Genomic DNA, 11,877 nt, shown 5'->3' with positions numbered 1-11,877 from the left:
AGTTATGAAGCTGCTGTGATTCTAGCCTGTGTCTTTATTTGGCTGCCGCTGATTTGAATTCTATACAGACCCTAATAAAAACGAATAATAATTACCATTGACTTAATTGGGCTTTAATTTCTGGATACTCATCGGCTAAGCTTGCAAACCAGCTTTGATTGGCGGTACTGTCTGTAGTGGATTCTAATAATAACGCCGCAAGGCTGGCAAAATGGGCATGAGTGGTTTGTCCGTTATCAGAGTGACTGACTTCTTCAATCGCTAACGCCACTTGACCACCGGTCATCGCTAAATAGACTTCAGCTAGAATCTCCGAGTCTAATAGTGCGCCGTGAAAAGTACGGTCTTGCTTGCCTACGTTTAATCGGCGTACTAAGGCATCAAGGTTATTCTTCTGACCAGGATATTGACGCTTAGCCATAATGAGGGTGTCAACGACTTGCACGCGTTGCGCAAAGTCTGTCATCCCAACCTTGCCGAACTCCATATTCAAAAAGTTCATATCAAACGAGGCATTATGAGCAATAAGCTCGGCACTATCCATAAACTCATATAGTGATTCAGCGACTTGATCAAAGGTTGGTTTGTCAGCCAAAAATGCCTCAGAGATACCGTGAATGCGAATGACTTCTTCATCCATGCCGCGCTGTGGATTGATATAAACGTGCAGCTTTTCACCCGTGAATTTACGCCCAATCATCTCTACAATGCCGACCTCAATAACACGGTCGCCCTTTAGCGGATCAAGTCCTGTGGTCTCAGTATCCATAATCAGCTGGCGATTGGCCTTAGAGCGATGAATCGGCTTGGGCAATAATGGACGGAAATGCGGATTAGCACGACTGGTATCGCCATCGAATTTTGGCACATCATTTAGCGTATCATTTGGCATATCATTCGGTATAACGTTATCAGATACCACTTCATTCGCGGCCATAGTATTCTGTGTCATAGTATCAGTACTCATCGAATCATTACTAATCGGCGGGATAGCATTATTTATAAAGTCATGAGCCTTGCTATCATCAACTAGAAGCTCATCGGCCTCATCATCCATCATATTAAAGCCTAGAGGATCATCAAGAAGCCAATCGGTGTTAGTTGTTTCTTGCTTACTGTTTGTCTGGTTTTTGTCAGAGGCTACTTTATTTTTATTAGACATTATTTGCACTTTTTTTTTAGCATTATCGTCATGAGTCGTGACCGCTGATTGGTCACTACTAGAAGTCACACCAAGATTTGCCAGCTCGTCCGCCTTTTCATTGCCGGCGTGCCCAGCATGTCCTTTGACCCAGTACCAATCCACATCGTGCGTTTGGCAAAGCGCATCAAGCTGTTGCCATAAGTCTTGATTGGCAACCGGCTTTTTACTGGCCGTTTTCCAGCCGCGTTTTTTCCAGTTCGCAATCCACTCGGTGATACCTTTTTTGACATAGCTTGAGTCAGTCCAAATCTCAACTTTAAGCTCACGCGGACTGTGTGTGAGCGCTTGAATGGCACCCATCAGCTCCATGCGATTATTGGTAGTCTCCGTATCACCGCCATACAAATCTTGGGTTCGCCCATCACTAAATATCAAATGCGCGCCCCAACCACCGGCGCCAGGATTGCCTTTGCATGCGCCATCGGTATAGGCTACGGTGGCGTCTATTTTGGCTGCCATTGGATCAGCAGCGTGGTTCTTGGTAGAGGGTAATGACGACATAAAATTATCTGGCATAAAAACTCATTGGCTCAATAAAGGGTCTAATAAACAGCTTAATAAGGGATAAAACAGGCACCCTTGTTACAATAGTACTGATGCGCTATGACCGCGCTTAGAGTACATGTAAAAATACAGCGGCTCGACTGCGCTGATTATAACAAATCCCTTGTGCACATGGGTGCTATCAATCTATAAACAATATATAAAATAGCAAAAGCACATATCAAAATAGCAGCGCACTCATTTTCTGTTAAAATAACAGGGCTAGCCAAACCTTTTAACGCCTTCATGCAGGATGACCCTATGATGACCAGACGCGCAGACATTATTTGCAAAAAACTCACCCTGCTGGCTGCCAGTATCACCGCCTGCAGTGTGCTATTTTTGGTGGGTTGTGACAATAGTAATGACACTAACTCGACTACAGATAGTGAGATTACTGCTGCTAAGCCTGATTTATCTGTCTTTGCAGGGTGTTATACGGTCAGTCATGACGAGCCAGCACAAATAAAAGTCAGTGAGCAAAATGACACATGGGTCATGCAGATGAAAGAGCCTGCCAGCGCCAAGCGTGTTTGGGATACACCTGAACCGTTAGAAGTGCTCGATAACAGTGAGATACCCAAATTTTTCTCTATTGACCCTGATAATGTTGATGCCGTTATTGGGCGTCCTGATAGAGTGCTCGTCATGGCGCATATCAAACCTGTCTATGCCAATATCGACCCGCTACTGGATAGTGAATACTTATCCTATATCTATAAGGGCGCAAATACTATTTATCGGGTAGAGTGTGATGAGATTAATACTGATATTTTGGCCAATCCCCATGCCAACATCATTATTGATAACGTTAATGAGAGCAGCTAATGGCAATGTATAAAAAACATTTAGCAATGCTACAAGTTGGCAATATTGTTAACCATGAAATGATAATGCAATTGTCGTGATATAAAAACAATAGTTCAGTAAAATGATTTAGCAGGAAACAATGTAATAAAAATAGTCATGTAATAGAGTCAAATGATATGAATTTTTTAAGTTATGTGGTGTTAGGCGGATTTGCTTATGCAGCTGGCTGGGCGATACGCACTTATGTATTGGAAAAACAGTCTGATTCAGAGCAGCCGTACACTCTAAAACATCCAGCTGTTTTAGGATATATGGCTGGGTTTTTTATTATTATGCTGATTGTGTCATGGCTAATTGGTCGCTATGTACTCGGACACGTCACCATTGATTTACCGTTCATTATTGTTAATAGCTTAGTGGCTACTTTCGTCTATTCATTTGGGCTAAATCCAGAAAAATCGAGTTATGACGTGCCTGATTAAAACTAGTGTTAACGCTAGTGGTTGCAATGGATTAGAATATGGCTGAGCTGAACATTCGAAGTTAGATTGATTTATGATTATTCTTTTTTAATATGCTTTAAACAACAGTACGGCCGATGTTTGTTTCATCGGCCGTACTGTTGTTTGTACTATTATTAATAATGAGTGTTATACGCTTTTAAAAGTATAAACATTTATTCATTCACATTTGAATCAGCAGTGCCATCAGTAGATGGTTGCTCTTGCTTCCAAGTCTGATAATTTTGCAGGTCTTTTTCGACCATTTTTAAACAAAACGCAATAACTAATGCATCATCAATATAACCAATAACGGGAATGAAGTCTGGAATGATATCAATAGGATTAAGAATATAGAGTAGACCCAAAACGACTGCTGAGAAGGTTTTGTAAGGTATCTCGCGGTAATTACCTTGAGAATAGTCCTTAACCAAACTTATGAACAAGGTGACATCAGTGGTAAAGCGCTCAAGATGGGAGCTTTTTTTAAGTTTTTCTTTCAGCTTTTCTTCTTTCTCAATGATATATTCAATATTAGCATCCATCATTTTTTCATTTCTTGCGGCGTTTAGCATCTCTTCTTTTTTACCATTCAACTTATCGTTATATAGCTTGTTGTTACTAAGGTTAGTATCATCATTTTTTTTGTCCGTCATTATCATTACTCCTTATTGTTGGTTTATTAGCGAGTCCGTACTATAGTAAGCATAGCGCTACCCCAAACGTGATTATTCTCTTATTTATTGTGCGCTGGTAATGGCAGCTATCGATTATGTAGACAGTCATACCGTTTTACGATAGCAAAAAAGGTAGGTATGAATAAAGGTTGCGCAACTAATTTTAGGATTGAAAAAGCAATTTATAATGATTTTTAAGATGACTTGTCCAAGGTAACAATACAACATGAAAGCAATTGAACCGCAATTACAGATAAAGTTACAGCGATCATCAACTGATAAAACAGAAAATTCTGAACTAAGCCGTAGGAAATTCCTGACCAAAATAGGGATAGGTACTGGGGTAAGTTTATTGGTGATGCAGAGTATCCCGGCAGCTTTAGCGAATAGTAAAGAGTTGGCAGGGACTGATACTGTATTTACTAAAGATGATTTGCCTATGTCATTAAGTAATGGTAAACGACAGTCATTGAGTAATGGCAGCCATTTATCATCGACAACACTATCCAGCCCGAATTGTATTGCAGCTAGTATTGAGACCCGTCTATTTGCCAGCTCTAATGTCGGCAGCGATGATGCACGTAACCAATTGGCATTACAGCGTTTGGCCTGTGCCGGCTTTAAGGTTCAAAATTCTGACATTACCAGTCGGCAATATCTGCGTTTTGCCGGTACGGATGGTCAGCGGGCGAGTGATTTACAAAACATTGCGACGGGTGCTATTGCCGCTCCCAAACTATTACTTGGTGTGCGCGGCGGCTACGGAGCGATGCGTCTGCTGCCGATGATTGATTGGGAGACGCTAGGTCGCATTATGCAGGAGCGCGGGACGATACTGGCCGGCTTTAGTGATGTCACGGCTATTCAGTGTGCGTTACTCGCGCAAGGGGGTGTGAGTTCGCTCGCTGCGCCGATGCTATATAGCGAGTTTGGCAAGTCGCAACCGGATGAGAGTAGCTGCCGACAGTTTACCGAGGCGCTGACTAATCCTAATTTGAGCATTGATGTAAAAAACGCAGACTTGACCAGTTCAAAACTACCAACAATTTTGATGACAGATAGCAGTCAAATGTTAGGCCAAACACTAACAGGAACGATTTGGGGCGGTAATCTGAGCGTGGTATCAGCGCTGGCAGGCAGTCCGTATCTGCCCCGTATTGACGGCGGTATTATATTCTTAGAAGATGTTGGTGAGCAGCCTTATCGTATTGAACGTATGCTTTATGATTTGTATTTAGCCGGCATATTTAAAAATCAACAAGCGATTATATTTGGCGCGTTATCAGGGGCGGGCGAGGACAGCTACGATGCGCGTTATGATGTGTCGGTCGTCATTCGCCAATTGCATAAGCTGACCGGACTGCCTATTTATAATGGTATGCGCTTTGGTCATATCGAACGTAAGCAAAGCTTTCCGTTAGGGGCGCGTTGTCAGATTAGCTCGAATACGACAGGTGGTTATCAATTAACCTTTGCTGATTATCCGACTATTAAAGCAGATGCTATTAATGTTGAAGGGTTGTGGCAAGCGCTGTAGTTTTACGTAAAAAAATACCGCAAATCATAATGATTTGCGGTATTTTCTGTACTGCTATAATGGTACCCGGAGCCGGACTTGAACCGGCACGCTATTGCTAGCGAGGGATTTTAAATCCCTTGTGTCTACCAATTTCACCACCCGGGCAAAACTTGTATTATCTACTAAGCGGATGCTATTGGATAAGCAATCTACTTGTTAGATAGTGGACGCTATTATAAGCATTTATGCTGATAATGCAAGCCTAAATTAACGTCCTGCTGATAAATATTTAAAATAAATAATTGGAGGCTGGGGTCGGAATCGAACCGGCGTTAACGGAGTTGCAGTCCGCTGCATGACCACTCTGCCACCCAGCCAATCAAGGTGGCCTATATTAGCAAAAATAATTTAAATTACAAGTCATTTTTTGGTTAAAGCCATTTTATTTACGTTTACCAGCGTATTTATGCTTTTATTGGTACCTAAAAGGCTTAATACTCCCTGTTTTACTCACTTGCTAGTTCTATATGTTATCAACATACTAAGTATCTTGTCTCAATGTTATTAGCTAAAAAATCCTCACCAAGCAGCTGCTCAGTGAGGATATAAGTATTTAATTTAAAACCTAAATGATGTCTTTGTTATTACGGCGGGCCTTTTTAATATCGCGATAGGTTGCGGTGCAGATTAGTATCAACACCCCAAGCGTAATCACAGGCCAAATTAAAATATAAAATCCGTAGACGTAAACATTGTCCATATTAGCTCCTTAAGCGTCGCGTGTCGATTGCGTATTAACTTTTGTCTTTTTATCGTAGCTACCGACTCGCTGTTTAATTAAGTCAAAGTCGAAGTGCTCATTACCCATCAGGCTGACGATGACACAAACGATGGTACTGACACCATAAGCCGTTAGCGAGGCGACCAATACCATATATTGACGTAAAAATCCTGTAGCAAATATTAGCATCAGTACTAGGGCAATGGCTGCGGCTCCCAAGCCTATCTTGCGACCTAAGAAACCAAAGACCATTAGGCCGATGACGACAGCGCCGCCAACACTAGCCATGATTTCAAAGAATAGGGCTGTGACACCCGTAATAGGGATCAGCTCAAAGCGGGCGATGCAAAAGAATAATAGCCCTACGATGACCGCTGCGGTAAAGGCAGTATTGGTCACGCGATTCCAGTACACACTGGCGATAACCGGAAAGACGATTGCGCCCCATAATGCACCCACAAATACTAGCATCACTAGAATATCAAGCTTAAAGCTGGCAAAAACAAGACCGGCGGCAGTGGCGACAATCATAGTGCCACGACCGACTAGCATCATAGTTTTGGGTTTCACGCCGCCTTTTTTGGCAATATTCTTGCCATAGACGTCGGCCATCATAATAGCTGACAGGGCTGATAAATCTGAGTCAGCGGTTGACGATAATGAACCGATAACTAAAATAAAGAATAGCGCAATAAATACTGGATGTAGATACATACTAACCATCTGTGGAATCAGGTTATTCATATTGCCATCAAGCGGCTCTACACCGATCGTTACTGCCATCAGACCTATCATGCCAAGGCCGATGACGATACCGGCATAGCCGACAGTGGCGGTAATAAAGGTGGCTTTTATTTTATTTTTATCAATCGCAAATAAGCGTTGAGTAATGGTCTGATTACCGATGGCATAAGCCAAAACGGCGACAAAAAACGGCGCGCCTTGCTGTAAAAAGGCCTCAGAGGAAAAGAAATCTTGCTGCTCAAAAGTTAGGTTTGATAGTCCGCTAACCATAACTGCAGGACCACCCATAGAGAATAGCACTGCTGGAATAATAACGATACCAATCGCCATCAAGGCGACCAATTGAGCAAAATCGGTAAACACCGAGGCACGAAAGCCCGAGGTTAAGGTATAAGGTATAGCTAAGCACCCCGACACCAGCGATAATCACACCCGTCTGGAACGATAGCGGTGACAATACAGATACTAGGGCACCGGCAGCAGTAAAGTTGACCATCAAGCTAATTAAGCTGCCCATAATGTTGGATATGGCTAAAATTAATTGGCTTGATGAGCCATGGCGGGCGTGAATCAGCTCACCTAAGGTGTGACCATTGGGTGCCAGCTCACGAAAACGCATCCCGAACGGATAGATGAATAAAATCATCAGCGCGCCCCAAAAACCATAATGTATCGGCCCTGAAACCCCATATTTATAGCCGGAAGTGGCCGCTGCATAAAATGATGCCGCCCAAATCCATGTGGCAGTCATACTTGCCGCCCCCATACCAAAGCCGACGCTGTGACTTGCCACCATAAAACCAGAGGTCGTCTCTTTGTCTTTTTTAATTAATAAAGATAAGAAATAAGTCCCTCCATAAAATGCCACTAATAATAAAATGATAGTTAACGCTGAAAATTGAAACAATGACTCAGTTTTCAAACTCATACCTCGCAATTGTTATAGATGAATAAAATTTGGCTTCTACTAGAGAAACCTAACTTTTGAAATATAATACAGACCACAAATCTACTGCATTGGGCCACGCTATAACCTGCAGTCATAGAAAAATGGTAAAGATGAGTGTCATAACTCTGTTCTAATTACCATTTACCCCGTGAATGGTATGGATAAAATAATAGGAACGACTCTCAATACCAGCGGCTTATCATGAGGGTGTCATGATGCTTAAAAAAGTTATATGCAGTAGTAACGGCTACTATTAATAAGTGCTCATATAATAAGCAGTCATAGCATAAATACAGATAAGCACTAGGTCGTTAACCTGTGCTAAATTTAGACAGCCTGTAACAGCTGTAATAAGCACATTGATAAGTGACTTTTCACTAATCAACGGTATTTGAGACATAACTAATCGTAGTAGTAATGAAGAAAACGACATTTATGTTAAATATATGTAACATTTATGTGACACGAGGGTAACCTATTATGTGTGCAATCTCAAATCTGTCCGTGTAGATGCTATTCTGAAGTCAATCCTACCGCACATATTGAAAACAAATAAATATAATGATTAATGATTAATGATTAATGATTCTTGGTCTTTGGAATCCAGTTATGAGGTTTATGTTTAAAGTGTCGTTAGCAGTGAGAAGTTGATATCGGTAGTGATAAGCTAATAAGAAAGAATCACTAAGAATTTTAATCTAGGTAGTGTTAACGGCTAGGTTTTTACTAGCGAGGCAGGTACAATACCATGCTTAATTTAGTGCTATTTTTACCTTTTATCGCCTAATTGATGGAGTTACTATGTCAAATGCGCCAACCGCTATGTCACCTGCTACGCCAACTGCGACTAAAACCAACGAGGATCAGACCTCGTCTGACCGTAAATCAGCCATTGTGATGGACGGTAAAGCGCTGGCAAAGCAGATAGAAGAAAAGCTGCGCGTGCGCGTCGATGTGATTAAAGAAAAAACGGGTCGTACACCAATTTTGGCAACTATTTTAGTCGGTGGCGATCCAGCATCTGCCACTTACGTACGTATGAAAAGTAACGCTTGTAAGCGTGTCGGTATGGATTCTATGAAGGTAGAATTGCCAAGCGTCACTACTAATGAGCAGCTACTTGCCAAGATTGATGAGCTCAACGACAACCAAGACGTCCACGGTATTCTACTGCAACATCCGGTGCCTGATCATATTGATGAGCGTGCTTGCTTTGAGCAGATTGACCTCGAAAAAGACGTCGATGGTGTGACCTGTCTTGGTTTTGGGCGTATGAGTATGCAGCAGCCAGCCTTCGGTTCCTGCACTCCGCAGGGTGTGATGCATTTGCTGCGTCATTATAATATTGAGCTATCCGGTAAAGAGGCAGTCGTAGTCGGTCGCAGTCCTATCTTAGGTAAGCCAATGGCGATGATGCTACTCAACTCCAACTGTACAGTGACTATGTGCCACTCGCATACCGAAGATTTGGCCGCTTATGTGAAGCGCGCTGACATCATTGTTGGGGCTGTGGGCGTACCTGAGCTAATTAAAACAGAATGGATAAAAGAGGGTGCAGTGGTGATTGATGCTGGTTTCCATCCCTCCAAAACTGGCGGTGTGGGCGACACGCAAAGAGAAGGGATGCAAGAAGTCGCCGGTGCTTATACCCCAGTACCCGGTGGTGTTGGTCCCATGACTATTAATACTCTGATCCGCCAAACAGTCACTGCTGCTGAAAAGTCAGCCGGTCTCGATGTCAGTATGATTAGCTAAAATAGAGTCTGACTATTACACTATAAAAAAAGGGCTAATAATTGGCCCTTTTTTTATAGTGTAATTTCTATTAATTCTACTTGACGGTTAAACCATATTGACAAATTTATGCTTATAACCAGCCCAGTCTTTTAAAGTTGAGGTATAAAAAACTACATAATGAGCCGATAAACGCAATGATAGCGAGGTAGGCATATTTCCAATGTAGCTCAGGCATAAAGTCAAAGTTCATACCGTAGATACCCGCTATCGCTGTCGGTACCGCTAAGATACCTGCCCAAGCGGCAAGCTTACGGACGACCTCATTCTGTCCCATATTGACCATAGCTAAGTAGGTATTCATCACTACGCTTAGCATCTCGTTAAGACCGTTAATCGCATCTAACGAGTGTAACAGATGGTCATTAACGTCACGGAAATAGGGCTTGGCAGCATGCGAAAACGGAGAGACCAAATCACTTTTGTTATGATTGATAAAAAACTTACAGATATCTTGTACGGGTAAAATAACGGCGCGCATATGTACCAATTGCGACTTTAATTCATATAAGTTTCTTAGCGTCTCTTTATTAAACTCATAAGTAAAAATATTACGCTCTTGTTCTCGTAAATAGCTGCCTAAACGATCGGTGACCGGCATATAGTTATCGACAATAAAGTCAAGAATAGCGTGCAAGACAAAAATGGGTCCCATTCGCAGCTTTTCAGGGCGACGGTTACAGTGCGCGCGTACTGGTGCGTAAGAGTTTGAAGGGCCATTACGGATAGTAATTAGATAGTTTTTACCCATGAACATCGCGGTGGTACCATAGAGAATAACGTTATCTTCAAGCTTAGCCGTACGTATCACTACAAATATCGTATCGTTATCATAGCTTTCGACTTTAGCACGTTGATGGTCCGCGAATGCATCCTCAATCGCCAGTTCATGCAAATCAAATGCGTCTTGCACCTCAGCGATAGTTTGCAGACTAGGCTCATACAGACCAAGCCAAATGAACTGTCCATTATTGGTCAAGGCTTTACTGACATCACTAAGCGCTATTTTGTTGATCGGCTCACCGGTTTTACGCGAATAGGCGTAGCAGTTGACTACCTCATCATCGCTTGATACATCAATGTCTTCATAGCGCTCAGATTCGGGATCATAGACCGTCATGGTCTCAATGGTATCTTCTGGCGTCGCATCCGCATCGCCATAGATATAACTGTCAGAATTGTCCATATACGGCAGCTCAGCCATATTATCAGAGTAAATACGGCTAACATTCGTATTAGGGGTGATACGAGTTTTGGTACTGACCAACGGGTCGTTATCCTGATTCATACCCCTCCCTCAAATTGTAATAAAAGTAGTGTTATTAATGAAAACTTACATTAATAAAATAAGTGTTAATAAACCCTCATCGAAACCTTATAAAGCATAGCGTTTTAAGGTTTCCATATCGACTAGGGTTAATAAGCTTTCGTGACACGCAGTCAGCTTAATTGGCGGTGCGACATCCAAGTCTAATGCTTCAACCCAGCGTAGGGCGCAGATGCACCAATAATCACCTGGCTTTAGACCCGGAAAGTTGTATTCAGGCAGTGGAGTAATCAAATCGTTGCCATGGCTAGAGGAGAAGTTTAAAAACTCACTGGTCATTTTGACGCAAACGGTGTGTTGTCCGACGTCATGATTACCTGTATGACAAAAACCGTTACGGTAATAGCCGGTAATGGGATCAAAGCAACAGCTGGCAAGCTCAGTACCTAACACATTGGTTTGGTTAATGGCAGGATTGGGATGATAGTCAGAGGACATAAGATCTCCGTGATAGATAATGTGAATAGAAGAGGGGCCGAGGATGATTGGCTATAAACCATGCATTATAAAGCAATAAATAATTTGTTATAAATTAACGGGCAAAATAATTAGCCTATAAAAAGTTGCGCCAGTGTAACATGAGTCAGCCGCGTAGGCGTAGCGCAAATAGTGCCGGTGACGACACTAGAGTAAGGTTGAGCTCGGTTACTGAGCTATATTATAAAGGCAAAAAACTACGCTAATAACTGTAAAAAACTGCCGTTAAGCTTACAGTATCACACTGATATTTAATAATGATTCAGTTAAAGATTAGGCCTAATTGTGACTAGGCGAAACTTGGTAGCTATGCTAAACTTGGGCATAAAGTGCCTTGATTATTTATCGCATTAATTTAGTCGTTTTGTCATTCTAACTTAGTTTTAAATTAATTTTAGTATCACCTTTTTGGTGTTACCTAGTTTGTTTATGATAATTGGGCTAATGAGGTTGCGCGCTAAAAAACTGTCCTAAAAACAGCCAGTGTGCCTCATTGATTTGATGATAAACAATTCCTTATAATGCCGCGTTTTTTGGTAAGCGATACGCCAA

The 11,877-nt window shown here is 42.0% G+C and carries 11 protein-coding genes and 2 tRNA genes; 4 read left to right on the top strand and 9 right to left on the bottom strand.

What is annotated here, in order from left to right; genetic code table 11:
* Nucleotides 1-91: 91 nt before the first annotated feature.
* Nucleotides 92-1,720 (bottom strand): DNA polymerase III subunit epsilon, encoded by a 1,629-nt coding sequence (dnaQ, locus tag JMY06_RS05815; RefSeq protein WP_201617056.1) that lies wholly within the window; start codon nucleotides 1,718-1,720, stop codon nucleotides 92-94.
* A gap of 288 nt (nucleotides 1,721-2,008) precedes the next feature.
* Here dnaQ and JMY06_RS05810 point away from each other — a divergent pair, with 288 nt between their 5' ends.
* Together JMY06_RS05810 and JMY06_RS05805 are read left to right on the top strand one after the other, a co-directional pair.
* On the top strand, nucleotides 2,009-2,575 hold the full coding sequence (locus JMY06_RS05810) for a hypothetical protein (RefSeq protein ID WP_201617054.1): 567 nt from the start codon (nucleotides 2,009-2,011) through the stop codon (nucleotides 2,573-2,575).
* 158 nt (nucleotides 2,576-2,733) lie between these two features.
* Entirely contained in the window at nucleotides 2,734-3,039 is a 306-nt protein-coding gene (locus tag JMY06_RS05805) for a hypothetical protein (RefSeq protein ID WP_201617052.1), read from the top strand.
* 194 nt (nucleotides 3,040-3,233) lie between these two features.
* Here JMY06_RS05805 and JMY06_RS12005 read toward each other — a convergent pair whose 3' ends face one another.
* Complete coding sequence (locus JMY06_RS12005) at nucleotides 3,234-3,713, bottom strand: YkvA family protein (protein ID WP_413786889.1); 480 nt, start codon at nucleotides 3,711-3,713, stop codon at nucleotides 3,234-3,236.
* Nucleotides 3,714-3,960: 247 nt separating this feature from the next.
* On the opposite strand from JMY06_RS12005, the gene JMY06_RS05795 reads away from it, so the two are divergent.
* Complete coding sequence (locus JMY06_RS05795) at nucleotides 3,961-5,271, top strand: LD-carboxypeptidase (protein WP_201617048.1); 1,311 nt, start codon at nucleotides 3,961-3,963, stop codon at nucleotides 5,269-5,271.
* Nucleotides 5,272-5,331: 60 nt separating this feature from the next.
* On the opposite strand, the gene JMY06_RS05790 is transcribed toward JMY06_RS05795, so the two are convergent.
* The 5 genes from JMY06_RS05790 to JMY06_RS11900 all read right to left on the bottom strand — a co-directional run bounded on the left by JMY06_RS05790 (nucleotide 5,332) and on the right by JMY06_RS11900 (nucleotide 7,706).
* A tRNA-Leu gene (locus JMY06_RS05790) sits at nucleotides 5,332-5,418 on the bottom strand.
* Between the two features lie 138 nt (nucleotides 5,419-5,556).
* A tRNA-Cys gene (locus JMY06_RS05785) sits at nucleotides 5,557-5,630 on the bottom strand.
* 248 nt (nucleotides 5,631-5,878) lie between these two features.
* On the bottom strand, nucleotides 5,879-6,013 hold the full coding sequence (locus JMY06_RS11805) for a putative transporter small subunit (protein ID WP_227672199.1): 135 nt from the start codon (nucleotides 6,011-6,013) through the stop codon (nucleotides 5,879-5,881).
* 9 nt (nucleotides 6,014-6,022) lie between these two features.
* Nucleotides 6,023-7,141, bottom strand: a complete 1,119-nt coding sequence (locus JMY06_RS05780) for a hypothetical protein (protein ID WP_265087881.1) — start codon at nucleotides 7,139-7,141, stop codon at nucleotides 6,023-6,025.
* Nucleotides 7,041-7,706, bottom strand: coding sequence for a sodium:solute symporter family transporter (locus JMY06_RS11900; protein ID WP_265087880.1), 666 nt, complete (start codon nucleotides 7,704-7,706; stop codon nucleotides 7,041-7,043). Before JMY06_RS11900 ends, JMY06_RS05780 begins: the two co-directional genes overlap by 101 nt.
* A 918-nt stretch (nucleotides 7,707-8,624) precedes the next feature.
* On the opposite strand from JMY06_RS11900, the gene folD reads away from it, so the two are divergent.
* On the top strand, nucleotides 8,625-9,482 hold the full coding sequence (folD, locus tag JMY06_RS05775; protein ID WP_227672203.1) for a bifunctional methylenetetrahydrofolate dehydrogenase/methenyltetrahydrofolate cyclohydrolase FolD: 858 nt from the start codon (nucleotides 8,625-8,627) through the stop codon (nucleotides 9,480-9,482).
* 112 nt (nucleotides 9,483-9,594) lie between these two features.
* Here folD and corA read toward each other — a convergent pair whose 3' ends face one another.
* Nucleotides 9,595-10,809, bottom strand: a complete 1,215-nt coding sequence (gene corA, locus JMY06_RS05770; protein ID WP_201617045.1) for a magnesium/cobalt transporter CorA — start codon at nucleotides 10,807-10,809, stop codon at nucleotides 9,595-9,597.
* 87 nt (nucleotides 10,810-10,896) lie between these two features.
* Nucleotides 10,897-11,286, bottom strand: a complete 390-nt coding sequence (locus JMY06_RS05765) for a DUF2237 family protein (protein WP_201617043.1) — start codon at nucleotides 11,284-11,286, stop codon at nucleotides 10,897-10,899.
* Nucleotides 11,287-11,877: the final 591 nt, after the last annotated feature.

The organism is Psychrobacter urativorans, from assembly GCF_904846675.1.
GTDB classification, from domain to species: Bacteria; Pseudomonadota; Gammaproteobacteria; order Pseudomonadales; family Moraxellaceae; genus Psychrobacter; species Psychrobacter urativorans_B.
This window is presented reverse-complemented; position numbering and strand designations above follow the sequence as displayed.

What these genes read in the sequence shown, in the direction of transcription:
- dnaQ (WP_201617056.1), bottom strand. Translation starts at nt 1,720, where the DNA reads ATGCCAGATAATTTTATGTCGTCATTACCCTCTACCAAGAACCACGCT.
- JMY06_RS05805 (WP_201617052.1), top strand. Translation starts at nt 2,734, where the DNA reads ATGAATTTTTTAAGTTATGTGGTGTTAGGCGGATTTGCTTATGCAGCT.
- JMY06_RS11900 (WP_265087880.1), bottom strand. Translation starts at nt 7,706, where the DNA reads ATGAGTTTGAAAACTGAGTCATTGTTTCAATTTTCAGCGTTAACTATC.
- JMY06_RS05765 (WP_201617043.1), bottom strand. Translation starts at nt 11,286, where the DNA reads ATGTCCTCTGACTATCATCCCAATCCTGCCATTAACCAAACCAATGTG.
- folD (WP_227672203.1), top strand. Translation starts at nt 8,625, where the DNA reads ATGGACGGTAAAGCGCTGGCAAAGCAGATAGAAGAAAAGCTGCGCGTG.
- JMY06_RS12005 (WP_413786889.1), bottom strand. Translation starts at nt 3,713, where the DNA reads ATGACGGACAAAAAAAATGATGATACTAACCTTAGTAACAACAAGCTA.
- JMY06_RS05810 (WP_201617054.1), top strand. Translation starts at nt 2,009, where the DNA reads ATGATGACCAGACGCGCAGACATTATTTGCAAAAAACTCACCCTGCTG.
- corA (WP_201617045.1), bottom strand. Translation starts at nt 10,809, where the DNA reads ATGAATCAGGATAACGACCCGTTGGTCAGTACCAAAACTCGTATCACC.
- JMY06_RS05795 (WP_201617048.1), top strand. Translation starts at nt 3,961, where the DNA reads ATGAAAGCAATTGAACCGCAATTACAGATAAAGTTACAGCGATCATCA.
- JMY06_RS11805 (WP_227672199.1), bottom strand. Translation starts at nt 6,013, where the DNA reads ATGGACAATGTTTACGTCTACGGATTTTATATTTTAATTTGGCCTGTG.